Source organism: Mycobacterium sp. IDUB_5 (genome assembly GCF_055419565.1).
Genome location: NZ_JBVAXX010000005.1, coordinates 620,933 through 645,927, shown reverse-complemented (window position 1 = coordinate 645,927; position 24,995 = coordinate 620,933). Strand labels below are relative to the sequence as shown.

General features: G+C 65.8%; 22 protein-coding genes. 9 read left to right on the top strand and 13 right to left on the bottom strand.

Annotation, left to right across the window (positions count from 1 at the left end):
* The first annotated feature begins 174 nt into the window (after positions 1-174).
* Complete coding sequence (locus ACZY1G_RS19925) at positions 175-1,392, top strand: ankyrin repeat domain-containing protein (protein WP_463823393.1); 1,218 nt, start codon at positions 175-177, stop codon at positions 1,390-1,392.
* On the opposite strand, the gene ACZY1G_RS19920 is transcribed toward ACZY1G_RS19925, so the two are convergent.
* Genes ACZY1G_RS19920 through ACZY1G_RS19910 form a run of 3 tightly spaced genes read right to left on the bottom strand, consistent with a single transcriptional unit; the run spans position 1,370 to position 4,865 of the window.
* Positions 1,370-2,350, bottom strand: coding sequence for an SIS domain-containing protein (locus tag ACZY1G_RS19920; RefSeq protein ID WP_463823392.1), 981 nt, complete (start codon positions 2,348-2,350; stop codon positions 1,370-1,372). The two genes, ACZY1G_RS19925 and ACZY1G_RS19920, sit on opposite strands and share 23 nt — an antisense overlap.
* On the bottom strand, positions 2,347-3,564 hold the full coding sequence (locus ACZY1G_RS19915) for a glucosamine kinase (protein WP_463823391.1): 1,218 nt from the start codon (positions 3,562-3,564) through the stop codon (positions 2,347-2,349). Before ACZY1G_RS19915 ends, ACZY1G_RS19920 begins: the two co-directional genes overlap by 4 nt.
* Positions 3,561-4,865, bottom strand: a complete 1,305-nt coding sequence (locus tag ACZY1G_RS19910) for a glycosyltransferase (RefSeq protein ID WP_463823390.1) — start codon at positions 4,863-4,865, stop codon at positions 3,561-3,563. The genes ACZY1G_RS19915 and ACZY1G_RS19910 overlap by 4 nt, the downstream gene beginning before the upstream one ends.
* A 171-nt stretch (positions 4,866-5,036) precedes the next feature.
* On the opposite strand from ACZY1G_RS19910, the gene ACZY1G_RS19905 reads away from it, so the two are divergent.
* Positions 5,037-5,861 carry an alpha/beta fold hydrolase gene (locus ACZY1G_RS19905; RefSeq protein WP_463816470.1) on the top strand — a complete coding sequence of 275 codons (825 nt, stop codon included), beginning with the start codon at positions 5,037-5,039 and terminating at the stop codon, positions 5,859-5,861.
* Between the two features lie 100 nt (positions 5,862-5,961).
* Positions 5,962-6,267: a hypothetical protein gene (locus tag ACZY1G_RS19900; protein WP_463816469.1), complete on the top strand. Its 306-nt coding sequence runs from the start codon at positions 5,962-5,964 to the stop codon at positions 6,265-6,267.
* 137 nt (positions 6,268-6,404) lie between these two features.
* Here the strand turns inward: ACZY1G_RS19900 and ACZY1G_RS19895 are convergent, their stop codons facing one another.
* From ACZY1G_RS19895 to ACZY1G_RS19870, 6 genes are read right to left on the bottom strand one after another with little or no spacing between them, the layout of a single operon-like run.
* Entirely contained in the window at positions 6,405-6,920 is a 516-nt protein-coding gene (locus tag ACZY1G_RS19895) for a DoxX family protein (RefSeq protein ID WP_463816468.1), read from the bottom strand.
* The gene (locus ACZY1G_RS19890) at positions 6,917-8,434 is read right to left on the bottom strand and encodes an acyl-CoA synthetase (protein WP_463816531.1); all 1,518 of its coding nucleotides are present in this window, start codon (positions 8,432-8,434) and stop codon (positions 6,917-6,919) included. The genes ACZY1G_RS19895 and ACZY1G_RS19890 overlap by 4 nt, the downstream gene beginning before the upstream one ends.
* The gene (locus ACZY1G_RS19885; RefSeq protein ID WP_463816467.1) at positions 8,431-9,204 is read right to left on the bottom strand and encodes an SDR family NAD(P)-dependent oxidoreductase; all 774 of its coding nucleotides are present in this window, start codon (positions 9,202-9,204) and stop codon (positions 8,431-8,433) included. Before ACZY1G_RS19885 ends, ACZY1G_RS19890 begins: the two co-directional genes overlap by 4 nt.
* Before the next feature lies 1 nt (position 9,205).
* On the bottom strand, positions 9,206-10,786 hold the full coding sequence (locus tag ACZY1G_RS19880; protein ID WP_463823426.1) for an AMP-binding protein: 1,581 nt from the start codon (positions 10,784-10,786) through the stop codon (positions 9,206-9,208).
* Between the two features lie 51 nt (positions 10,787-10,837).
* Complete coding sequence (locus ACZY1G_RS19875) at positions 10,838-11,575, bottom strand: GntR family transcriptional regulator (protein WP_463816466.1); 738 nt, start codon at positions 11,573-11,575, stop codon at positions 10,838-10,840.
* Positions 11,572-13,149, bottom strand: coding sequence for a virginiamycin B lyase family protein (locus ACZY1G_RS19870; protein WP_463823425.1), 1,578 nt, complete (start codon positions 13,147-13,149; stop codon positions 11,572-11,574). Before ACZY1G_RS19870 ends, ACZY1G_RS19875 begins: the two co-directional genes overlap by 4 nt.
* A gap of 200 nt (positions 13,150-13,349) precedes the next feature.
* On the opposite strand from ACZY1G_RS19870, the gene ACZY1G_RS19865 reads away from it, so the two are divergent.
* The 6 genes from ACZY1G_RS19865 to ACZY1G_RS19840 are packed head-to-tail and all read left to right on the top strand — an operon-like array spanning position 13,350 to position 20,704.
* Positions 13,350-14,195 (top strand): SDR family NAD(P)-dependent oxidoreductase, encoded by an 846-nt coding sequence (locus ACZY1G_RS19865; protein ID WP_463816465.1) that lies wholly within the window; start codon positions 13,350-13,352, stop codon positions 14,193-14,195.
* A gap of 25 nt (positions 14,196-14,220) precedes the next feature.
* Complete coding sequence (locus ACZY1G_RS19860) at positions 14,221-15,606, top strand: aromatic ring-hydroxylating oxygenase subunit alpha (protein ID WP_463823388.1); 1,386 nt, start codon at positions 14,221-14,223, stop codon at positions 15,604-15,606.
* Position 15,607: 1 nt separating this feature from the next.
* Positions 15,608-16,789, top strand: coding sequence for an LLM class flavin-dependent oxidoreductase (locus ACZY1G_RS19855; protein ID WP_463816463.1), 1,182 nt, complete (start codon positions 15,608-15,610; stop codon positions 16,787-16,789).
* Complete coding sequence (locus tag ACZY1G_RS19850) at positions 16,786-18,636, top strand: flavin-containing monooxygenase (RefSeq protein WP_463816462.1); 1,851 nt, start codon at positions 16,786-16,788, stop codon at positions 18,634-18,636. Before ACZY1G_RS19855 ends, ACZY1G_RS19850 begins: the two co-directional genes overlap by 4 nt.
* Entirely contained in the window at positions 18,633-19,553 is a 921-nt protein-coding gene (locus ACZY1G_RS19845; RefSeq protein ID WP_463823386.1) for an SDR family NAD(P)-dependent oxidoreductase, read from the top strand. Before ACZY1G_RS19850 ends, ACZY1G_RS19845 begins: the two co-directional genes overlap by 4 nt.
* On the top strand, positions 19,550-20,704 hold the full coding sequence (locus tag ACZY1G_RS19840) for a CaiB/BaiF CoA transferase family protein (RefSeq protein WP_463823385.1): 1,155 nt from the start codon (positions 19,550-19,552) through the stop codon (positions 20,702-20,704). Before ACZY1G_RS19845 ends, ACZY1G_RS19840 begins: the two co-directional genes overlap by 4 nt.
* A gap of 4 nt (positions 20,705-20,708) precedes the next feature.
* On the opposite strand, the gene ACZY1G_RS19835 is transcribed toward ACZY1G_RS19840, so the two are convergent.
* Genes ACZY1G_RS19835 through ACZY1G_RS19820 form a run of 4 tightly spaced genes read right to left on the bottom strand, consistent with a single transcriptional unit; the run spans position 20,709 to position 24,992 of the window.
* A complete protein-coding gene (locus ACZY1G_RS19835) occupies positions 20,709-21,725 on the bottom strand; it encodes an acyl-CoA dehydrogenase family protein (protein WP_463816459.1) in 1,017 nt (338 codons plus the stop codon).
* Complete coding sequence (locus ACZY1G_RS19830) at positions 21,722-22,912, bottom strand: acyl-CoA dehydrogenase family protein (RefSeq protein WP_463816458.1); 1,191 nt, start codon at positions 22,910-22,912, stop codon at positions 21,722-21,724. Before ACZY1G_RS19830 ends, ACZY1G_RS19835 begins: the two co-directional genes overlap by 4 nt.
* The gene (locus ACZY1G_RS19825) at positions 22,909-23,847 is read right to left on the bottom strand and encodes an acyl-CoA dehydrogenase family protein (RefSeq protein WP_463816457.1); all 939 of its coding nucleotides are present in this window, start codon (positions 23,845-23,847) and stop codon (positions 22,909-22,911) included. The genes ACZY1G_RS19830 and ACZY1G_RS19825 overlap by 4 nt, the downstream gene beginning before the upstream one ends.
* Positions 23,844-24,992 carry an acyl-CoA dehydrogenase family protein gene (locus tag ACZY1G_RS19820; RefSeq protein WP_463816456.1) on the bottom strand — a complete coding sequence of 383 codons (1,149 nt, stop codon included), beginning with the start codon at positions 24,990-24,992 and terminating at the stop codon, positions 23,844-23,846. The genes ACZY1G_RS19825 and ACZY1G_RS19820 overlap by 4 nt, the downstream gene beginning before the upstream one ends.
* Positions 24,993-24,995: the final 3 nt, after the last annotated feature.

Genomic DNA, 24,995 nt, shown 5'->3' with positions numbered 1-24,995 from the left:
CTATGTTGCCTGTCGATGGCCCGCCCGGTGGGCGTCCCCGGTATGCTGTGGCCGGGCGCGCAGGACCGCCCGACGTCCGCTCGAAGAGGCTCAGCCTCCCTGCAGAACGACTGATCGGCCCCACCTCTTCTCTGCCCGATCTCGCGGACGCCGGGCCTGTGAGAGGAGGCTGTCATGGCCAGCGCACTACCCGACAATCCCTCGTTGCCTCGGCTGCGTGCCGACGCTCGCGCCCTGCAGCGGCGCGCCAGGGCAGGCGACGCCGACGCCGAAGCCGTCATCCGGCGCCACCACCCCCGACCTGACGTCGCGCTGCAGCGGGTCGCTCTCCACGACGCCCAACTGGCGCTGGCCCGCCGATACGGATTCCCGGGATGGCCGGCGCTCGTGCACTATCTCGAGGCGGCAAAGGACCTCAGTAGGGATCCGAGCGACATAGACGGCACCGCCCTCGGTGCGGCAGACCGGTTCTGCGCCCTGGCGGTGCTTACCTACACCGCAGACGATGCCCCGCCGCGGTGGGCGCAGGCTGCCGACATCCTCGCTGCCGTACCCACCCTGCCGGCCGAGCATATGTGGGCCGCAGCTGCGGCCTTCGATGTCGACGCTCTGCGACACCACCTGCGCACCGACACCGTATCGGCGTCCTCGAGCGGGGGCCCGCTACGGTGGCCGCCGTTGATGTATCTGTGCTACTCGCGTGTTCCGGTCGATGCGACCGTCGACGATATCCTCACCGCGGCAACGCTGTTGCTCGATGCGGGCGCCGATCCGAACGTCGGCTACCTGTGGCGGGGAATGGCCCCTCCCTTCACCGCGCTCACGGGCGTCTTCGGTGAGGGGGAGCAGGGGCCCGGACGGCAGCCGCGTCACCGTCACGCCCCCGACCTCGCAGCATTGCTGCTGCGCCGCGGTGCCCACCCTGCCGACCATCAAGCGTTGTACAACAGGATGTTTCGCCCCGATGACTCGCACCTGGAGTTGCTGTTCGACCACGGCGTGGCAGACGCAGGTCCGGGTCCGTGGGAACGCCGCCTCGGTGTGGCCATGGAGTCGCGTGAGCAGATGTGGCGACGCCAGGTGCAGTGGGCGGCCGAGCACGGTTACACCGACAGGCTTGCGCTGCTCGAGCGCCACGGCATCGACGTGTCTGGCGTCGACGTGCAGACCCGGGTCTTGCCTGACGATCCGAACGCCCGCGACGAATCGGGAGCCACCCCGCTGCACCACGCGGCCTGGGCGGGCGATCTCCCACTCATCGAGCGACTGCTCGCCTCCGGCGCAGACCCGTCAGCTGTCGACGGCCGCTTCGGAACGACACCTCGGCAGTGGGCAGAGCATGCCTACCAGGCCGAGGCCGCGTTGCTGCTCAGTCCGCTGACTCCCGACTGACCTGCTGCCACCGCCGCGCCGCGACCAGTTCCGGCACGAGAACTTCGGTGAGCAGCGCAATGTCGTCGTCGGAGTCGCCGGGGTAGCGGAGCACATACTGCGCGCCCGGAACGTCCCCGCCCACCCCGACGACCGTGCTGCCTCGCGCGGCAGTCCATTCGGCCAGCTGTGCTTCCCACGGCGAGCCAGAGAACACCAGTAGTCGGTAATCGGTGGTCTTGGTGAGGTAGACGTCGACATGGCTCCAGTCGCTGGTCTCACACGCCGCGGCGGGCAGTCGCGGTCCTTCGCGCACCATCAGCGCGCCCTGCTGGGCAGAACAGAGCCGGTGCGCCGGTGCGGCGAGGTAGGTGCCCGACGGTCCGAGCAGCAGCTCGGAAACCTCGGGAAGCCAGTCCTTTTCGCTGTCCAACAGATGTGCGCTCGCCGCAGCGGCGCCGTCTATCGATGCCGCGAGGGCGGCGGTACCGACGCCGAGAAGGTGGCATTCCAGGGCAATCAACAAGGCCAGAGTGTGCTGGTAGCTGCGGCAGGCGACGCCGCCGTGCTCGATCTCGGCATCGAGCGTGATGACCGTATCGCAGCGTTCGGTCAGTGGTGAGCCCGCCGTGTTGGTCAGTGCGACCGTGGTCGCATCACCACGAAGGCGGGTCAACGCATCCAGTGTCTCGGTGGAACCGCCGCTGGCCGAGGTTGCCACGACCAGCGTCTTCGGGCCCCAGTCCGGCAGCAGCGCCGACGAGGCGAGCTCCGCAGCGGCCATGACGCCGCGGGCGCGCAGTCGCGCGGCGGCCACCGTGCCCGCGTACGCCGACGAGCCCATGCCGAGCAGCACGACCCTTTCGGTGTCGGCGGGTACCACCGCCGTCCATGGGTTGACCTCCGACAGCATCAGCGCCAGCCGCGCCAGCACCTCGGGCTTGCGCTGCAGATCCGATACGAAGGCATCAGGCTTCACTGTCGCTCCTCAGAGGGTGGGGCGGCGTCATCGAGCAGTGCGGGCAGGGCCGCGTCGGGCACGTACATCCAGCGCGGAAGATGCTGTGCCGCATAGATCATCTCGCGCATCACCTGGATGAGACGTAGTGCGCGCAGCGGCCGCGGGTCGACGAGGTGTTCGTGCCCTGTGGTCTGCAGTCGCGCCGTGTACGACTCGAAAAACATCCCCCGCATCGTCGATTCGACCGTGTGAAGCTCTCCGGGGTCCAGCTCGGTGTACCGACGGGCCACGATCGCCACGTGCGCCAAGGACTGCATCATGCCGGCGACGTCGACGACCGCCGGGATGGGGTACATCCGTTCGGGCGCGGTGAGCACCGGATTGCCGTCGAAATCGGTGACGACGAGCCTCTCGTCGCTCCGCAGGATCTGTCCGACGTGCAGATCGCCGTGCCCGTCGATGACCGTGGTGCCTGTCAGTGACGACAGGACCGCCAGCTCTGCGGCCACCTCCTGCCGACGTGTGCGCAGAACGGCAGCGCTCTCGGATTCGGTGAGCGCACAGGCTGTGTCGAGCGTGGTGAGCGCAGCGGCGTGCCACCGGTCAGCGTCTGCGGAGCTGGCGGTCGATGCGGTGGACGCCAGCGCGGCGTGCATGTCGGCGATGAGCACTCCGAGCTGACCGGCCGTCGCCGCGGCCTCGCCCGGGCCGCCTCCGAGCGCCGCAGTGGTCATCACCTCCACGGCCCAGGTCCATCCGTCGACCGCGCCGGGAAGGTACTGGTCCACATAAGCCGCCACGGTTTCCGCGCCGTCGGGCGGCTGCCATGTGATCAGGCCCCACGGTTCCGGAATCCCTGTGAAGCCCGCTTCGCGGAGCGCGGTGATGCGTCGCGGCGCGGGGTGCGGGCCCTCCTGCAGGTGGACTGCCCATTTGACGACGGCCGCATCACCGACGATCACCGACTCGTTGGTCTGGTCGACGTCCATCGGCCGCTCACCGTCGGCCGAACGTGCTGTCCACGATCGCACCCGGAAGTTCCCGTGCTGACGTTGCCCCGGTTGCGCAGCAAGCACTTTCAACAACGCAACCGACGTGCCGTCGCCGGGACGTGCGCGCCGGGAGCTGTCGGTCATCGGCAATGCGGACCGGGCGGATCCGTCGGCTACGATGGCGAGTCGATGGCCGTCCGACAGGTCCAGCCAGTCCACCGGGTCGGGCAGCGCGGTCACCGGTGGGTGTTACCCACCCGTTCGATGACATCGGCGCCGACCCGCAGCCCGTCGCGCTGCCGAATCGCCTCACCGAGCGAGGCGAGGCGTTCGCGGAGCGCCGTGTCGGCCAGCAGACGGTCGGCGGCGGAAATGAGTTCGTCGTCGCTGAACCGGTAGGTGTCGAGCCAGATGCCCCAGCCGAGTTCGTCGACCCGCTGCGCGTTCTCGTACTGATCCCAGAACAGGGGAAGCACGATCAGCGGTTTGCCGAAGTGCAGTGTCTCGGTCACGGTGTTGTTCCCGCCGTGCGAGATGACCAAGTCGACCTGGGGGATGACCTTGGTCTGCGGGAGCATCTTCTCACCGACCATGTTGTCGGCCAGAGCGATTCGATCGGCTTGTGGCCCCTTGCTGACGATGTAACGATGCCGGGTGGTGCCCAGGACATCCACGAGCCGCTGCATGAGATCGACGTCGGCACCGCCGAGAGACCCCAGGGACAGATAGATCAGCGCGCTGTCGGCGGGCCGGTCGGCGACCTGCGCGGGAATTACGTAGGCCTCGTCGGTCTCGCGGACGCTGGAATCCATCCGGGTCCAGGTGCCGTCGAGCGGGCGCAGGTCCACGTAGTCGGCTTCGGCGGGATAGACGTACAGGTTGGCCGCGTTGTCGCGCGGCATGAACTCCAGCTCCGGCAGGGCTGCGGCACCCTGGTCTCGCGTCCAGGCGTCGAACTCGGTCCACATCGGCCGCAGGGTCCGATCGAATTCCTCACGGTAGGAACGCCATTGCGCGGGATCGTTGCTGGGCAGCCCGGAGAACGGCGGCGGTACATCGGCGCCGGGGACCTCCAACGGGCTGCAGGACACGATGCGGACGAACGGAACCCCCGCGGTCGTCAGCGCGGGGAACAGCACGACGTTGTCCTCGACGATGACGTCGGGGCGGTGCGTGGCGATGATCTCGCGCAGCCGCGGTTCGCAGTAACGGGCGCCGTCGATGAGCGCCTGGAACGTCGGTGCGATGAAGCTCGACAGCTGATCGATCGTGGGCTTGCGGAACTCGGGAGCCGTCTCGGCGATGAACTGGGTCCAGAAGGCGCCGGCGTCCTCGTCACCGGCATCCGGTGCGGGTTCGGCGAGATCGACGAGTTCCTCGACGAAACCGAGCGGCGCGATCTTTCCGGCCCAAGACGTTTCGGCCGCGAAGACGATCCGGTGTCCGCGGTCGCGCAGAATCGACGCCAGACCGATGCATTGATTGGTCGGGCCGTAGGCCGACTCCGGCCAGAACATGATGGTCAAAGGGAGCGGTGCCATGTCAGAGAAAGTACCCGGGGGTGCCCCGTGAAGGTCGGTGAAGCGACGCTGCGGTGATAGATCGCCGTCGTGGTCCCCATAGGAATCGTCAATGACAGGGCTACAGCGCGCCGATCTCAGAACGGGTTTAATGCAAGGACGCCAACAACCACACCGACGAAATGGACGTCAATGCCGATCATCACCACCTCCGACGGTGTCGAGATCTACTACAAGGACTGGGGATCGGGGCAGCCCATCGTGTTCAGCCACGGCTGGCCGCTGTCGGCCGACGACTGGGACGCCCAGATGATGTTCTTCCTCGGTCACGGTTACCGCGTCATCGCGCACGATCGCCGCGGGCACGGCCGCTCGAGCCAAGTCGGCGACGGACACGACATGGACCACTACGCAGACGATCTCGCGGCTGTCGTGCAGCATCTGGATCTGCGCGAGGCCATCCATGTCGGGCATTCCACCGGTGGTGGTGAAGTGGTGCGTTTCCTGGCCCGCCACGGGCAGGACCGCGCGGCGAAAGCGGCGCTGATCGCCGCGGTCCCGCCGCTGATGGTGCAGACCGACGCCAACCCCGGTGGGTTGCCCAAATCGGTGTTCGACGACTTCCAGACACAGGTCGCGACCAACCGGTCCGCGTTCTACCGGGCGGTGCCCGAAGGGCCGTTCTACGGGTTCAACCGCGACGGGGTGGAGCCCATCGAGGCGGTGATCGCCAACTGGTGGCGACAGGGCATGATGGGTGGCGCGATCGCCCATTACGACGGCGTGGTCGCCTTCTCGCAGACCGACTTCACCGAGGATCTCCGCCAGATCACGCTGCCCGTGCTGGTCATGCACGGCGATGACGATCAGGTGGTGCCCTATGCCGACGCGGGACCGCTCTCGGCCGAGCTGCTGCCCAACGGGATCCTGAAGACCTACCCGGGGTATCCACACGGGATGCCGACCACCCACGCCGACGTCATCAACGCCGACCTGCTGGACTTCATCCGCTCCTGAACGCGAGCGCGGTCTGCGCACGCCCGTCCGTAGGTCTTGTCCACGCCACTGTGGTTCTCGTCCACGGCGCTTTCGCCGATGCGTCCTTCCGGCGGCACTGGTGCAACGGCCGTTTCCGGCGACGGCGGGCGCGGGCGACGGAATCGATGTCACCGTCGCGCCGGACCGATTCGCGGCAGTGGTGGGCGCCGACGTCGATCCGAAGCTGATGGCGGTGCTCGCGGTGTCTCAGCGGCCGTTGGCCGCGGTGGCGTTCACCGAGCCCGCACCCGTGGCAGCGTGGCGGTCGCGGCCCACCTGGGCGGTCGTCTGCACATCGGACACCGCGATCAACCCTGAGGTGCAGCGCTTCGGATATCAGCGAGCCAGCGCGACCGTCACCGAAATCGACTCCTCCACCTGGTGATGCTGTCGCACCCCGGCGAGGTTGTCGCTTTGATCGAGACGATCGTGTCCGAACTGACAAGCTGAGCGGTCAGCGGCGCCAGACATCGAACGGGTCGCGTCCGGGCCGGAGGCCGTTCGGCCGACCGGGTCATCGGCCTATGTGCCAGCGGGTGGACGGAAGAAGATCACCAACTGGCCGATGCCGCCGGCCAGACCGAGCGCCACCGCGATGAGAAGACCCGGCCAGCCCTGGAGGTAGTCGAGCGCTCCGGAGTGCCCGAATATCGCGTAGTCGGCGCTGAGCTTGCCCGGCCCGACGCCTGCGACGGCTACCGCCGCGACGGCGAGGATCAGGTTGTACTCCCACCCCTCCTTGACGATGAAGAAGCCGTTGCGGCGGTGCACCGTCCACGCGGCCACGAGCATGAGTGCGACGAAACCCGCCGCGGGCACCGGCGTCAGCAAACCCACAGCAAGGCCGAGACCGGCGGCGACCTCGGTGGTGGCGGCGACGCGGGCATGAAACATGCCCGGCCGCATGCCGATGCTGTCGAACCACCCGGCGGTGCCCGGCAATCGCCCACCGCCGAAGAATTTGTTGTAGCCGTGGGCGGCCATCGTCAGGCCCAACGCGAGGCGAAGCAGAAGGACACTGGCGTCGAAGGCGGTCATGTATCTCCAATCGGGCGACGACTTCCGTCGAGGTCGGTCGAACGGGTAAACGTCTGGCGTAGAACGCGTTTGAGCACCTTGCCGTAGGAATTCTTGGGCAGGTCGTCGAGGTAGGCGTAGTGCTTGGGGCGTTTGAATCGGGCGATACGGTCGAGCAGGTGGGCGTCGAGGTCAGCCGCGGTGGCGGTTCCCACGATGAACGCGACGAGGATCTCGCCCCACTCGTCGTCGGGCACGCCTACCACCGCGGCCTCTTCGACCGCGGGGTGCTCGAGCAGTACCTCCTCGACTTCGCGCGGGTAGATGTTGCTTCCACCGCTGATGACCACGTCCTTGGACCGGTCGCGCAGGGTCAGGTAACCCCGGGAGTCGAAGCACCCCATGTCACCAGTGAGCAGCCAGCCGTCTCTCAACGTGGCTTCGGTGGCGACTGGGTTGTTCCAATACCCGCTCATGACCACGTCGCCGCGACAGACGATTTCGCCGATCTCGCCGGCGGCTGCTTCGGTACCGTCGGCGCGCTGGACGGCCACATCCACACCGGACCTGGCGTATCCGACCGAGCCGAGAGTTGCGTCATCGGCCTGCACGTGGTCGGCCCGCCGCAGGCCGGTGATCGTCATCGGTGCCTCGCCCTGACCGTAGAGCTGCACGAACACCGGACCGAACGCCCCCATCGCCTTCTTCAGAGAGTCCACGTACATGGGCCCACCGCCGTAGATGATCGTCCGCAGATTGGCCGGGCGGTCGCGGCCGGTACGGATCAAACGGCCGACCATCGTCGGGGCGAGAAAGCAACTGCAGCCGGGGTGCTGCTCACACAGGTCGAGAAACTCCTCCGGCTCGAAGGACTTCGATTGGGGAATCACCTGTCGCGCACCCCGCAACACGTAGGGAGCGATGTAGAGGCCGGAGCCGTGTGACATCGGTGCCCCGTGAATCAGGCTGCAATCGCTGTCCGGATCGTCGAAGTCTGCGAGATGTGAGACCGTCATCGCCATCAGATTGCGGTGCGACAACATCGCGCCCTTCGAGCGACCTGTGGTACCGCTGGTGTAGAACAGCCAGGCCAGCGACGTGGGATCGGTTCGCCGAGGTGATTCGACAGGTGTCGACGCCATACGGCGTCGAAAATCGTCGGAGCCGATCACCTCCACGGGAACAGCAGTTGTCCCAGCGAGCTCGGCGGCGATCCTCGGTGACGCGAATACCTGTGACACACCGGCGTCGTCGAGGATCTGGTGCATCTCCCGAACATGCAGCTTGTAGTTGATCGGCACGATCACGCATTCGGCCGCCCATGCCGCGAACATCAGCTCGACGATCTCGGGGCAGTTCTCGCTTGCCACCGCGACACGTGACCCGGCAGGCTGAGTGTGTCGCAACGACCCGGCCAGTCGCAGTGAGCGCTCGCGAAGTTCGCTCCATGTGTGGCACTGCTCAGTCCCGAGAAAGACTGCACCCCGTCGACCGTATCGGGCAGCGGCCTGGTCCAGGACGGTGAAGACATTCACCGCGGCAGCCATTCCGACGACAGAGCGAAATCGGAAAGATACTTGGTCGAGCTCCAGCCGCCGTCGACGACGATGGTCTGACCGTTGATGAAACTGCCACCGGGAGAACACAAGAACTCGATCGTGCTCGCCACGTCTTCGACAGTTCCCAGACGCTGATGCGGTGTCATCTCGGTGTTGATCTTCCGGAAGCGATCGTCTTCGAGTCGCTCGGCGACCATCGGGGTCAGCGTGACGCCGGGAGCCACGGCATTGCACCGGATGCCCTGGGCGCCGTACTGACACGCGATGTGGGTGGTCAGGGCAGTCAGACCGCCCTTGGCTGCGGAGTACGCCCCGCCTCGCAGTCCGCCTACGACGGCGAAGGTCGACGTGACGTTGATGATCGCCGATCCGGGGGCGAGGTGTGGGATCGCCTCTCGCGCGAGTCGAAAGGGGGCCCGCAGCATCAAACCCAGGAACGCGTCGAGGGATTCGTCATCGGTCTCGTGCACAGGCTTTGGTTTTCCGACGCCGGCATTGTTGATCACGAAGTCGATTCGGCCCCATCGGTCGATCGCGGCGTCGACGATGCTTCGAGGACCGTCGTCGGCGGTGAGGTCTACGGCCACAGCGGCCAACCGACCGGAATCGCCGACTGTGGCGGTCAGTTCGTCGAGGCGCCTCCGATCCCGGCCGGTTCCCAGGACTGCGATGCCGGCGGCAGCCAGCTTGACAGCAGTGCCGAAGCCGATTCCGCTGCTCGCGCCTGTGACGATCGCAACCTGCATCTCATCCACCTTCATGACCTAGCGTCGACCTGATCTGTTGCTTGAGCACCTTGCCCGCCGCGTTCTTCGGAAGCTCCGCCCAAAATTCCACCCGCTCCGGAACTTTGAAGGTGGACACCCCGCGATCGCGGAGGTAATCCCTCAGCTCGGTCAGGCCCGGCGCCGTCGTGGCTGTCGATGGCACGATCACCGCACAGGCTTGCTCGCCGGTCTTCGCGTGAGGCACACCGACGATCGCGACCTCTGCGATGCCTTGGTGACCAACCATGACGTCCTCGATCTCTTTGGGAGAAATGTTCTCACCATTGCGGATGATGATGTCCTTGGCTCGACCGGTGACCACCAGGTGGCCGTCGGCCCAGGTCCCCAGATCGCCGGTCCGGAAATAGCCATCGTCGTCGAAGGACTCTGTTTCGTCTTCGATGTGCAGGTAACCGACCAGCATTTGAGCCCCGCGGGCACGAATCTCGCCCGAACCCGATGTCGCCGCGGCGTGCTCGGCCAGGCGGATCTCGGCGATCCCCGGACGGCCGTCGGTCTCGGCGGCGAGGTCGGCATCGTGGGGCGAACCGACGGTGGTCACCGGTACTTCGGTGGAACCGTAGACGCGCGTCACCATGGCGCGCTCGAAATAGGCATTTGCTCTACGGATCAGAGACGGCGGAACAGACGCACCCCCGCAGATGAAGACTTTCAACTCGGGCAGCCTCGTGTCGGCGTTCTGCGCGGCGGTCAACAGCTGCTCGAGGAATGGTGTGGCGCCGGCCATGTGGGTACATCGTTCGGCAGTGATCAGCTCGACCCCAGCGGCGGCGTCCCACCTCTCCATCAGTACCGCGGTCGAGCCCAGTAGCAGCGGCGCCTCGAACGCGTATATGGAGCCGCCGATATGGGCGATGGGGGAGGGCACCAGGAAGGTGTCGCCGGGATCGACCCGCCAGTGGTCGCGAATCTGGGTGAGCAGTGCGTGCAGCGAATTGTGCGTGTGCATGACCCCTTTGGGTCGTCCGGTGGTGCCGGAGGTGTACAGGATCATCTGCACGGCGTTGGCGTCGAGCGTCGGTCTCGACGTCAGGGCCGGTTCGGTGAGAAGGTCGGCGTAGGCAATGTGGGGGCCGGGGTCACCGCGTACCACCACCACCTCGGGTGGGTGATCGCGTCCCTCCGTCACGCGAGTGAGCATGGCCGAGTGATCGTAGCCGCGGAATACGCCGGGTACGAATATCATTCGGATATCGGCGTCGTCTATGATGAACCCGACCTCGCGGTCGCGCAGCGACGGCAGAATCGGCGTGACAACCATGCCGGCCAGGGTCGCCCCGAGGTAGACGACCGCCGCCTCGTGCCAATTCGGAAGAGCGAACGCAATCACACTGCCTTCGGGCATTCGCGACCGCAGGACACCGGCCAGAGATTCGGCCCGCGTCTTGAGCTCCACGCAGTTGACCCGGACGTCCCCGTCCACGATGAGCGTGCGCTCGGGTGTGAGGCGGGCGGTCTCGGCGACCGCGTCTGCGAGGGTGTCATGCACCCAGAGGCCGTCGGCATGGGCACGCGCGGCGAGTTCGTCATCCCAGCGGATCGACCGCTGTCCCACTGTTTTGCGTGAGACGCCAGACTCGGGCACGCGTGACTATCCCTTGACCCGGCGCAACGTGGTCGAGTGCCGGAACCGAGGCGCGGCATGGGTGTTGATGGTGACCTGCGCGATGCCGCCTTCGGAGGTGCGGTACACGCGGCGCACCTCGAGTGCGGGGGCACCCGCATGAACCTTGAGGTGTGGCGCCAGTTCCGGTGTGACCGCCACCGCCCCGATGTCCTGCTGAACTTCGACGACGCTCACTCCGAAGAGATCTTCGATGAGGGGGAATACCGGACCGGTGTGGCGTCTGAGCATGCGGCCGACAGCAGCGTAGGACCGGTTGATGTAGTACTCGGTCCAGCAATACGTGTCGTCGGCATCGATGGCCTGCCGAAAGCCCAGCACAGCCAGCCAGTCTTCCCCCTGCGGCAGGGTGGTCCTCGCGGCGAGTTCGGCATCGACGACGGTCATCTGGATCGACTTGATGTCGAGGTCGGCCCCGCTCGCGACGGCGAGCAGGTCGTTGATCGTCATACTGTCCTGCGCATACGAACTCGTCGAGTCACGCGGTACCACCGTCGTGCCGGCGCGCGGGCGTGACGTCACCAGATTGTCGTCGCGCAAGCGGCGCAGGGCCTCGCGGACGGTGTAGCGACTGACTGAGAAACGTTCGCAGAGCTCGTGTTCGGTGGGTAGTTGCGATCCGATGGGGAACACCCCATCGACGATCTCCTTACGCAGAGTCTGCGCGACCTGGAGGTAGCGGTGCTCACTACGGGCCGCGGTCATGGCCGTGGGTCCGGGCGGAGTGCGACGACACTGCCATCGCCGTCACACGAGACGTACAGCACGCCATCGGCTCCGGCGGCGATCCCTGCGAACGGACCCTGCGGGCCGGAGAAGGGCGGCATTCCCTTGAGGGGTTTCGGGGTGACACCTGGCGGTGGCCCGATGGCCAGTCCGGTGGCGATCGTCGAGCGTTCACCGGTCGTGAGGTCCACAGCAATGACCGTTTTCTGGCCGGCATCGGTGATGAGGACTCGGCCGTCGACGACGACCAGACCTTGCGGTCGCTCCAAGCCGTCGACGACCGTCTCAGTTCCCGACGGGCTGACGCGCAGAACTCGACCTGCGCCGGATTCGGCGACCAGCACCGCACCATCGGCCGTGCTCGTGACGCCTACTGCGGTGTCGAGCCCTGTTGCGATCGTCGAGACACCGCCGGAGTGATCGATCAACAGAACCCGCCCCGTGCCTTGCTCGACGGCGACCACCCCACCCAGGGCGGGGGTCAGTCCGTAGAGTTGGTCGAAACCATCTGCGAGGACGTCGCTTTCGCCTGATGTGGGGCGATAGCGCGCAATTTGTCCACCCGATGTGGTGACCATGAATTCATCGATCGAGGCCGCGGCCACTCCGCGGATGAAGCCCGGATAGCCGGGTGTGAAAAGCATACCGACCGTCGTCAGTCCGCCGTCGTGGTCGTGCACGTAGAAATAGGTACCGTCAGCTACATACAGGCGACCGTCCGCTCCTACCGTCAGGTCCAGTGGCCAGTTCAGACCGCCGGGCAGTGCGGTGTGGACGGCGCCATCGGAGTGGATCTCGCTGATCTCGCCGGTGAAGTTGGACACGAACAGGCGTGCCCCCGCACCCGCGCCGACGATCGTGCAGTTGTCCAGGCCCGGTGTCAGTTGGGCGAGAACGGTGTGGGTACCGGTCCGCGGGTCGATTCGCAGCACCTGCCCCGTCGCCACCTGCGTCGAGACGATGAACCCCTCAGCGTCGAACTTCACCGAATCGGGAACGCCGAGACCCGTTGCGACGGTGTGCACTTCGCCGCCGCCATCGGGGTCTATGCGCCAGATCTCGTTCGCGCCCATCACCGGGAAGTAGAGCAGCCCGTCCGGACCGACCTCCATGGCGTTGGGGGAAGGGACGTTCTCCAGGAGGACCCGCGGTGGCCCGCCCCCGAGGTCGAACTCCAAGAGCCGTCCGCCTTCGCGGCACTCGCCCACGAAGAGCCGGCCGCGGTGAAAAGTGATGCCGTTGGCTGACGGTATGTCGTCGCGCAGCACCCGCGTCTCGCCGGTCGGATGGCGCACACTGACCCGACCGTCCATCACCTCGGTGGCGTAGAGGTTTTCGAAGTCGTCGAATGCGACGTCGTCGGGCGCGACGATGTCAGCACCGGTGCCGCTGATCGTCGTCAGCTCGCCGTTCGTGATGTCGAGCGCGGCGATCTGACTGCCCGTGACCTGAGCGATGTAGACGCGTCCGTCAGGTCCTGTGCGCAGGCCGTTCGCGCCGAAGAGGCGGCTCGGCGCAGTGAGCTGCCGCACCTCCCACCCTTCGGCCGCCATCGGGAACGCCGACGCCCCGTAGCGATCACTGTGTCTGCCGGTCACAGCACGGACCATAGCAATCACGTGTAGTCCAGACAATAACTACATGCTCGAGGGGATCGACCTTGACGGGTGCATATGCGCTGCGGAATAGTATTCTCTGAATGCAAGAGCGCCATATGTTGTCCGGACAATTGACGAAAGCGATTATGTCTGCGGTGAACGGCCTACTCGGCCTCGACGGTCGCATCGTCGTGATCTCGGGAGCCGGCGGTGGCGGCATCGGTACCGCTACAGCAGCCATTGCGGCCGAAGCCGGAGCCACTGTCGTCGCCGTCAGCCGCTCCGCCGAGAATCTCGCTGAGCAGATGGGCCCCTTGATCACGCGTGGGCTCTCTGTCGTTCCCGTGGCGGCCGATATGTCAACGGACGACGGCATCGCCGCGGCGATGGACGTCGTGCGACGAACGGACGGCGAGCTGTACGGCCTCGTCAACGTCGCGGGCGGCGCGGCACCGTCGACGTGGATGCCGTCGACCCGGGTGAGGCGATCGGACTGGCGGGATCTCTTCACCGCGAATCTGGAAACCGCCTTTTTCGCAAGCCAGGCCGTTGCCGCCGAACTGCGTGCCCGCGGCAACCCAGGCTCGATCGTGTCGATCTCGTCGATCAGCGGCATGAACACCGCGCCGTTCCACATCGCGTACGGAACCGCGAAGGCCGCTGTGGTGGCGATGACCCGCACGATGGCACTGGAACTCGCCGCCGACGGTATCCGCGTCAACGCGATCGCACCGGGTGTCACCGAGACCACGGCGTCGGCGACTTACGTCGACGCCGACCCTGACCGGGACCGTGCCGCCATCGCGATGGGCCGCCGTGGACGCCCCGACGAACAGGCGGGGGCCATTCTGTTTCTGCTCTCAGACCTGGCGAGCTACGTGACGGGCCAGACGCTCCTTGTCGACGGTGGCCTGGATTTGAAGTGGAGCCATCTGGCCGCCGATCACACCTCGCTGTTCCTGGCCGACGATTCATTTCGCGCAGAGATCAGCCGACCATGACCACGGGCGAAGGAGACACACAGCGATGACCGACACCAGAGACGACGTAGTCCGCGAAGTCGTCGAGGAGCTGTCGTCACCGATGACGATCGGCGTCGACGCCTATGTCTCCGAGTCCTACGCCAGAGCCGAGCGGGACAAGTTGTGGCGCAAGGTATGGCAGCAGGTGGGGCGGGTCGAGGAGATCCCCGAGGTGGGCAGTTACCTGACCTACGGCATCCTCGACGACTCGGTCATCGTCGTGCGCACGGGCCCCGACACGTTTGCCGCCCACCACAACGTCTGCATGCACCGCGGTCGCAAACTGGTGGACGTTCCGGACGGCGCCAAGAACGCCTGCGGCCGCACCAGAAAATCCTTCGTCTGCGGCTTCCACGGCTGGAGTTACGGTCTCGACGGCGAATGCACCCACATCCGTGAGCAGGATGATTGGCAAGGTGCACTGACTCCGGCCAACACGCGCCTTGCGCGGGTCCACGTCGACACCTGGGGTGGCTGGCTGTTCGTCAACATGGACACCGATCCGGAACCGTTGGCCGATTTCCTGTTCCCGGCGGCGAAGATCCTCGATCCCTTCGGACTCGAGAACATGCGGTTCAAATGGCGCAAGTGGCTGAACTTCGACTGCAATTGGAAGGTCGCGCTGGAAGCCTTCAACGAGACCTACCACGTCTTCACAACCCACCCGGAGTTCAACAAGTTCGGCGAATTCAAGGGATGGGCCAAGGCGCAGGGCCGACACAGCAACATCGGTTACGACGCACCGAAGGGGATGGACGAGACCAAGTCGAAGATTCGACTCGGGTCGGGTGATCCGCGCATCTCCACTGCCGAGATGCAGGTCTACACCATGGAGGAGACGAACGCGACCACCACACGGACCCTGGTCGACGCGGCGAAGCGTCTGGTCGACGAACTCCCTGAAGGCACTCCGGCCGACAAGGTCCTGGAACACTGGCTGACCTCAGCACGCAATGACGACGCGGCCCGCGGTGTCATCTGGCCGACCATCCCTGCCGAGATCCTCGGACAGAGCGGCACGGCGTGGCAGCTCTTCCCCAATTTTCAGATCGGCCAGGGCCTGACGAGCGCGCTGTGCTACAGCGCGCGGCCCGACCCGAGCTATGACCCCGACAAGTGCATCTTCGAGGTTTCCGTTTTCGAGCTGTTCCCGAAGGGCGAGGAGCCGGAGACGCAATGGGTGTACACGCCGGTGGGTGACCCGAACTGGCTTTCCGTACTACCGCAGGACTTTTCGAACATGGCCGCGGTGCAGAGGGGGATGAAGTCTCTCGGGTTTCCCGGCACCAAGCCGAACCCGTACCGCGAGCGCAGCACGGTGAATTTGCATTATCAGTTGTCAAAGTACATGGGCACGGGAGCGCCCCGAGAACTCAACGAAGGAGCTTGACATGAAGGTGAATCTCGGTACGGGAGCGCAGAATTCCCACGACTGGGACCGTGTGCTCGCAGGCAATTACTCCAGCCCGCCCGACACGCCGGATTGGCAGTGCGTCGAAGGAGCGCTCGCCCTCGGCGACCTCGCGGAGCCGCTCGGCTTCGACGGCATTTGGTTCCCCGAGCACTGCGGCACCCCCTATGGCATGACTCCCAACCCCATTCAGGCATTGACGTACTTCGCCGGCCGTACCGAGCGCGTCGGTCTCGGGACATTCGTGGCGGTGGCGCCGTGGTGGAATCCTGTGCGTCTGGCACACCAGATCGCCTACCTCGACATCGTTTCCAAGGGCCGGTACAACACCATCGGGATCGGCCGCGGTGTGTCGAAGTCGGAGTTCGACGCGGTCGGCGTACCGCGGGAAGAAAGTCGCGAACGGTTCAACGAGTGTCTGGACATCCTCGAGCTGGCCTTTAGCGGTGAGCGGTTCTCCTACGACGGGGAGATCTTCTCCTTCCCGGAGATGTCGCTGCGGCCCGAACCCGTCAGCAAGGACCTGTTCTCGCGGATCTACAGTTCTTCGTCCACCGCGGAGTCGCTGGAAATTCTGTCCCGACGGGGGATGGTGCCGTTGTTCGTGGGGAACAAACCGATCTGGGATGCAGGCGCGGAAGTTCGGAAGGTCAACACTTTCCGTCAGGAAGAGGGGTACGCGCCCTGCCAACCCAAGAACGTGATGTTCATGTACTGCACCGAGCACGAGCCCGATGCGGCGCAGACCGATGAATGGATCTGGACGGCGAACCGGGACGTCACCGTCCACTACGGCTTCGCCGATGCGTCGAACTTCAAGGGCGTGAGAGGGTATGAGGCGTACGCGGCTCGCGAGGCAGGCGCCACGGCCGTGTTGGCCGAGGCCGTGCAAGACAAGCCGGAACCGGGTACCAAGAAGATGCCGGGTTACCACGCATCGAACTTGCTGATCGGCACACCCGAGACGATCTTCGCGAAGTTGCAGGCCGCACAGGAAGCCTGCTCCTTCTCCGAGGTGACCCTCGTGCCGCAGTTCGGCACGATGCCGTACGCCGATGCGATCGAAAGCGTCAAGTTGTTCGCTCGGGAGGTACTGCCTGCCGCACACGAGATGGCCGCCCCGCTGCACGAGGCGGCGCTACCGGCGCCGGCGCTGACGTGACTGCCGGTACCACGAACTGCGGTCCCACTCCGACGCCGGATGACATCGACATCCCGGCGCTGCGGGCGAAGTACGAGGCCGAGCGAAAGAAGCGCCTTCGCTCCGAGGGCTCGAACCAGTACGTCGAGACCGGTGGGGAATACGCGGAATTCGCCGAAGTAGACCCACACGCGCCGCGGGTGGAGCGCGAACCCATCGACCTGGACATGGACGTCGCCGTGCTCGGTGGGGGCTTCGGTGGTCTGCTGTCGGCGGTTCACCTGAAAAAGGCGGGCGTGGAGGACGTCCACGTCATCGAGATGGGCGGCGATTTCGGCGGGGTCTGGTACTGGAACCGCTACCCCGGTATCCAGTGTGACAACGAATCCTATTGCTACGTACCGCTGCTCGAAGAGCTCGATTTCATCCCCAGCAAGAAGTTCGCCGACGGTGCCGAGATCCAGCAGCATTGCCGCAACATCGGCAAGCATTTCGGCCTCTACGACGGCGCCATCTTCTCCACGCAGGTGCGCACCCTGATGTGGGACGACGACATCGAGCGTTGGCGCATCACCACCGATCGCGGTGACGACCTTCGAGCACGATTCGTGGTGATGGCGTCCGGCCCGTTCAACAGACCCAAGCTGCCGGGCATCCCAGGAATCAACGACTTCACCGGACACAGCTTTCACTCCTCGCGGTGGGATTACGACTACACCGGTGGCACGCCGGCCGACCCCGTGCTCGACAAGCTCGCCGACAAAACCGTCGCGATCGTCGGCACCGGTGCGACCGGCGTGCAGATCGTGCCCTACCTCGGCAGATACGCCAAGCACGTCTACGTCGTCCAGCGCACACCGTCGACGGTCGACGAGCGCAACAACCACCCCACCGACCCTCAGTGGGTGCAGTCACTTCAGCCGGGATGGCAAAAGGAACGGCAACGCAACTTCCACTCCTGGACGTTCGAGGGCATGGCCCTCGGCCAGCCAGATCTGGTCTGCGACTTCTGGACAGAGCTGGGGCGCAATACCGCCGCGCGTGTTCTTGCTCTCGAGGATCCGGCGTCGATGAGTCCCGAGCAGTTCATGACTCTGCGCGAGGAGGAAGACTACAAGCTGATGGAGCGGCTTCGGCGCCGCGTGGCCGACCTCGTCGAAGACGAGGCGACTGCGGAGGCGCTCAAACCGTACTATCGATTCCTCTGTAAACGGCCGTGTTCCAACGACGATTACCTCCCGACGTTCAACAGGCCCAACGTCACATTGGTCGACGTCTCCGAGAGCAAAGGCGTCGAGAAGCTGACCGAGAACGGCTTCGTGGCCAACGGCGTCGAATATCCGGTCGACTGCATGATCTATGCGAGCGGATTCGAGATCACCACAGAGATCAGCAGGCGTTACAGCATCGATGCGATTCATGGGCGCGACGGCGTGTCCCTGTACGACTACTGGCGCGACGGGTTCAAGACCCTGCACGGCATGACCAGTCGCGGCTTCCCCAACCAGTTCTTCACCGGATTCACTCAGGTCGGAATATCCGCGAACATCGCTGCGAACTACGAACTCCAGGGCGAACACATCGCGTACATCATCGCCACGGCGCTCGCACGCGGGATCACCACTGTGGAACCCGCCCAGGAGGCTCAGGACGCGTGGTGCGCCACCGTCAGGGAGACGGCGATCGACAACTCGGCCTTCGACAACGCCTGTACACCAGGCTATTACAACAACGAGGGCGGCGGCGGAGGCCAGGGCATCGTCAGCCATCTCGGCGAGCCTTACGGACCGGGCTTCTACGCGTTCGGAGATCTGCTGGCAAAGTGGCGCTCGGACGACGCGATGGAAGGCTTGGTCCTGGGCCGATGAGCTCCGAGCTCCGATACGACGACCGCGTCGCCGTCGTCACCGGCGCCGGCCGGGGCCTGGGCCGGGCGTATGCACTCATGCTGGCGTCCCGCGGGGCGCAGGTGGTCGTCAACGATGTCGGTGGCAGCCTCACCGGGATCGGGACAGATCACCGGCCCGCCGAGGATGTGGCCGGCGAAATCAACGCCCTGGGAGGGGAGGCCATCGCGTCGACTGAGTCGGTGGCCACCCCGGCCGGTGGTCGTGCGATCGTCGACGCTGCACTCGAGCATTTCGGCCGCATCGACATCCTCGTTCACAACGCCGGAAACGTCCGTAGGGCGCCGCTGCGCGACATGTCATACGACGACTTCGACGCCGTGCTGGACGTGCACCTGCGCGGGGCGTTCCACGTACTCCGGCCGGCTTTCCCGGTGATGTGCGATGCGGGCTACGGCCGCGTGGTGTTGACGTCCTCGATCGGCGGGCTGTACGGCAATCACGGTGTGGCCGGTTATGCGGCTGCGAAGGCCGGGGTGATCGGCATGGTGAACGTGGCGGCGCTGGAAGGTGCGGAGCACGGTGTGACATGTAACGCGATCATCCCGGCGGCAGTCACCCGAATGGCGCAGGGGCTCGACACATCGGCCTACCCGCCCATGGATCCCGAGCTCGTCGCGCCCGCCGTGTGCTGGCTTACTCACGAAACATGTTCCGCTACAGGGGAATTGTTCATAGCTATCGCGGGCAGGATCGCCAGGGCCTTCATCGGGGAGGCCGCAGGCGTGCACCGCCCATCGTGGACCGTCGAAGAGGTAGCCGAGCGCAGCGACGCCATCCGGGACGCCACCCAGCCGGTGGTGTTCCCCGTCGTCCCGTCCGGGCACGACGACCACATCGGCTACAGCTTCGCTGCCGCGACGGCCGCCGCACGATGAACAGCGGACCGCTCGCGGGCGTTCGCGTCATCGATCTCACTGCCGTGGTGATGGGGCCCTACTGTACGCAGATCATGGCCGACATGGGTGCCGACGTCATCAAAGTCGAACCGGCCGACGGCGACAATGCGCGCTACATCTCGGTCGGCCCCGCCCCGGGGATGAGCGGCGTGTTCGTCAACGTGAATCGTGGAAAACGCTCCGTGGTGCTCGATCTCACCACCGACGACGGTAAGTCCGCTCTGCGCGCGTTGATCACTGGAGCGGACGTCTTCATCCATTCGATGCGTGCCCGGGCCATCGCGAAGCTCGGCTTCTCGTATGACGACGTGGTCTCCCTCAACCCGGCAATCGTGTACACCAATTGCTATGGCTATGGCCGACGCGGGCCGAGCGCCGATCTTCCCGCCTACGACGACACAATTCAGGCCCAGTCCGGGCTCGCCGCTGTTCAGGGACTCCTGACCGGTCAGACCACCTACGTCGGAACGATCGTGGCGGACAAAGTCGCGGGGCTCACCGCGCTGTACGCCACGATGATGGCTCTGTTTCACCGGGAGCGCACCGGCGAGGGGCAGGAGGTCGAGGTGAGCATGTTCGAGACGATGGCCACATTCATGCTCGTCGAACACGCCAACGGCGCGATGTTCTCGCCGCCGCTGAGCCCGGCGATCTATCCGCGGACGGTGGCACGTAATCGAAAGCCCTACGCCACCAGGGACGGCCACGTCGCCGTCTTGATCTACAACGACAAGCACTGGAATGCGTTTGTCGACCGCGTGAAGCCACCCTGGATCGCGGAGTACGGCGAGGCGTTTTCTTCTCTGGAACGTCGAGCCAAACAGATCGACCTCATGTACGGACTCATCGCCGAGACCCTGCTGGAGCGCACGACCGCAGAGTGGTTGACCTTGTTCCACGAGCTCGAGATCCCGGCTGCACCCATTCAAACGCCTGCGGAGCTCTTCGACGATCCGCACCTCCAGGCCGTCGGTCTGTTCGAGACGGTGCAGACGCCACACGGGCCGCTGCGGATGCCCGGGGTGCCGACCTGGTTCTCCCGCACACCCGGTCGCATTGCTGGGCCCGCGCCGGAATTGGGCGCCGACACCGCAGAGGTTCTCGCGGAATTGGCGGCGAAAGAAACGTGAACGGTCAGCGGTACCGGCGGGACAATCGTCGACGGTGTTCCGCGGGAGCGCCGAACAGCGCCCGATTCAGTGCCGCTCTCTTCAGGTAGACGTGCAGCCCGCTCTCCCACGTGTATCCGATGCCGCCGTGCAGTTGCATCGCCTTTCCTGCCACATCGACCGCCGTTTCGCACGCATACGACTTGGCCATCGAGGCTGCGACCGATGCGTCGACGTCGTCGGCCACCTGCGTGACGGCTGCGTCGACCAACACGCGCGCTATCGACAGCCGGACCAGCATGTCGGCGCACGCGTGCTTCACCGCCTGGAACGATCCGATCGGTCGGCCGAATTGTTGACGCACCCCGGCGTAACCAACCGTCGCAGCGAGCATCGCCTCACCGATCCCCAAACTGTCACAGGCGATTGCGACAGCTGCTCGATCCCGCAGTCGGGCGGCGGCAGCCTCACCGTCGAGCCGCCACACCGACGCCGCGTCGACGAACATGTCGTCGGCTCTGACGACGCCCACGCTCCGTGTCTCGTCGAGCAGGGGCTGTGGGGCGACGGTGAGTCCGCCGGCGTCGATGAGCACCGATGCTCCGTCGTCATCGGCGAGGACCAGCAGATGGTCGGCGCCGACTGCGTCGAGTACGAAATCGGCCCTGCCGGACAACCGAATTCCAGCGGCGTCGCGACGAAGCCGGAACAGATCACAGACCAGTGCCGCCGTCGACGTGCCGGCGCCGACCGCAGTGAGTAGACCGTCTCGAGCGTCAGACGGTGCCGACAACTGCAGAGCACCGACGGCGAGCACGGTTCCCAGGTACCTACTGGGTGCGGACGCCCGGCCCAACTCCTCGAGCACGATCGCCGTCTCGAGGAACGACGCCGCAGCGCCACCCAGGGCTTCGTCGATTTCAAGGCTCAGCCAACCGGCGTCGGCGAATCTGGGCCATTCGACCTCACCGCCGGTCGAGGTGAGAATCTCGCGTGCGACTGCGCGAAGCTCGTCGTGAAGCTCGGTGAATTCCGAGGTCATGAGCTCACCGGTTCACGCGGGAGGCCGAGGCCCCGTTCCCCGATGATGGTGCGCTGAATCTCGCTGGTGCCTCCGGGAACAGTCCACTCCCAGGAGCCGATGAAGTCGAGCATCCAGGCACCTGATTCCCATCCGCTCGACATCGGCTTCGTCAGCACGGTGTGGGCTTCGAGGCCGCTGACGTCGGCCGCGAAATCGGTCATCCGCTGCAGCAATTCGCTGTAGTAGAGCTTGACGATGGACGGGTCTGCTGGCCCGCCACAGCCGTTCTCCGAGTTGTGCACCACCGCGCGGCACATCGCTCGCAGCCCGGTGAGTTCGGTCTCGAAACGAGCCAGGGAGTCGCAGACGGAGCCATCGTCGATCAGTCGAGAACCGTCCGGCTGGATGGACCTACAGTCCTCGACCAGCCGCCGGAAGCCGGCGTTGCCGAGACGCTCGGCGAGCTCCAACATGGTCATGCCGCGCTCTGCGCCCAGGGTCGCCTGTGCCACAGCCCATCCCGCGTTCTCGGCGCCGACGAGATTCTGAGCGGGAACGACCACGTCGTTGAGGAACACCTCACAGAAATGTGAGTCACCCATCGCGTTGCGGATCGGTCGCACCTCGACACCTGGGGTCGTCATGTCCATCAAGAAGTACGAGATGCCCTTGCGTTTCGGGGCATCGGGATCGGTGCGGGCCAGCAGCAGGCACCAGTCGGCGTAGGCGCCGCCGCTGGCCCAGAGCTTCTGCCCGTTGACGACGAAGTCATCGCCGTCGCGCCGCGCCGACGTGCGTAGGCTGGCGAGGTCGGATCCCGCCTCGGGCTCGGAAAAGCCCTGAACCCAGATCTCACCGTCGAGGATGGCCGGCAGATGTCGCTGACGCTGGGCGTCGGTGCCCGCCATCAGCAGGGTGGATGCAGCGTGGTGGATTCCGACGAAGGCCAAGACGAGTCGTGGGGCGTCGTGTGCAGCCAATTCCTGATACAGCACGATTTGTTGGTCGACCGGCATACCACCACCCCATGCCGCCGGCCAGTGCGGTACGGCGAAACCCGCGCGGTGCAGCTCGGCGAACCACCATTTCTGAAACGCCACGAATTCACTGTCAGCGGCGCCGGTTTGGGACGTGCGCCAATCGGTGGGTACGTGCTCGACACACCACTGGCGCACGTGCGTGCGGAAAGCGTCGAGATCGGTCACCGGACGGATTCCCCGACTGTGTCGTAGAGGCCCACCAGGCCGGTCCGCCGGACGCGCGAGGTCAGGATGTCGCGGGTCGCCGAGAGCCCGAGCGGCAGGCGCCGAAGTGGTTGACTGTGACGCGAGAGCCACGACAGCGTGGTCTCGTCGCAGAACCCGATGGCGCCGTGCAGCTGGTGGGCGACGCGGAAGACTACCTCGGCCGCCTCCAATGCGGCGGTTCGCAGCGCGAGCGCATCATCGAGGGCCTCGGCCCGCATCTCGCCGATGCTCCACAGCGTGTACTTCGCCAGCATCTCCAGCCCAGCCCGTTCCACCTCGGCGTCGGTGAGCTGGAATTGCACGCTCTGGAAGCGCGACAGAGGTTGTCCGAACTGCTGACGCAACTGAACGTGGCCGATGGTGAGTTCGATTGCCCTGTCGAGCATCCCAAGGAGTGTCCAGCACGGCAGAGTCAGTGCCAGGGCGAGGTCGGCCGTGCCGTCGTCGTCCAGCGGCGCAAGGTCCACGGTGCTGACGAAAGCGGCACCGGGCGCCGACTTGGCGGTGACGAGATGGCGGTGGCCGTCCAGCGACACCGCAGCCCACCGCATGTCTGTTCCGCCGATGACAGCAGCCGGCCGGGCGCCGGCGACGACGGTGAGACCGGCGACGTCGAGATCGGGCGGGCGGGCCAGCCGCCCGGCGACGGGATAGGGCAGAGCCCAATGCCCGGCGCTGCGGCACACTGCCGCAGCGGCTTCCAACGAATCGGCGTCGTCGCGTGGCGCAAGGTCGAACACGCCGAGCTGCTCGAGGACCGGTCCGACCAGCGCCCCGCGGCTGTACGGTTCCTTCTCGGCGCGCTGCACCAGCAGGTCTCCGCCCGCGGCTTCGAACGCGCGAAGAGCTTGGCGGCCGAACTCTCTCGCCTCGTCGCTCATGTCTACGATCATCGGGTCCTCAGCAGTGAACGAGAGAGAAGGATGCGTTGCATCTCGATGCTTCCCGAGGACACGGTCGACGCCTGCGCATACCGCCAGTGATCCTCGACCTCGGCGCGGAACAGCTCGGCGGTGTCGTCGGCCGCCGCCACGATTTCCATGAGCACTTCGGCGCTGTCCTGGTCGAGCTTTGTCACAGCTATCCGATAGGCGGCCGAGTCGGTGGGACTCACCTGCCCGCCGGCCTGCAGCGCGATGAGTCGGTAAGCGAGCAGCCTGGCGCGGCGGCAGTGTGTCAGCATTCGGGTCCACCGACCATGCAGCTCCGCGGGCAGGTGATCCCACTGGTTCCCCAGCGCCGACGGCGCGAGGTGCAGGAGCCGTTCGCATCGGGCGTAGCGGGCGATACCGACCCGTTCGAAAGCGAGTACATCGGAGACGATCGACCAGCCGTCGTCGACAGATCCGAGCACATCTGCCTCGGTCACCCGTAGGCCATCGAAGAACACCTCGTTGAGGTGGTGCGGCCCCATCATGCAGCCGATGGGCCTGACAGTGACCGCAGGGTTCGACATGGGCACGAGAAAAATCGTCAACCCGCTCTGCTTTCGGGCGCCGTCGGCGAGCTTCGTGGTGCGGGCGAGCAGAAAGCACCACTGAGCCATGGTCGCGTAGGACGTCCAGATCTTCTGACCGTTGACGATCCAACCTTCGCCGTCGCGGGTTGCGCTGGTACGCAAGGACGCGAGGTCCGACCCGGCCTCGGGTTCGCTGAAGCCCTGACACCAGATCACCTCGCCGCGCGCGATGGCCGGCAGGTGGGCCGCTTGCTGCTCCAGGGTGCCGTGGCGCATGATCGTCGGCCCCACCCAGTTGACCCCCATGTACTGCGCGCCCCGCGGTTCGTGATGGGCCCACATCTCTTCTCTCACCACGGTCTGCTCCCAGATCGAGGCGCCGCGGCCACCGAACTCGGGTGGCCATGCCATGCACAGGAGGTCGCGTTCGGCGAGCAGGCGGCAGAACGCTTGAGCCGTCTCGAGGTCGGCGGGGTCGGCGGTGAAGGCGCCGAGGTAGTCCTCGGCCACGTTCTCCTTCACCAGGCGCCGAAGTTCCTGACGCAACGTCGTTGCCGCGCCGCCTATTTCGAAGTCCACCTC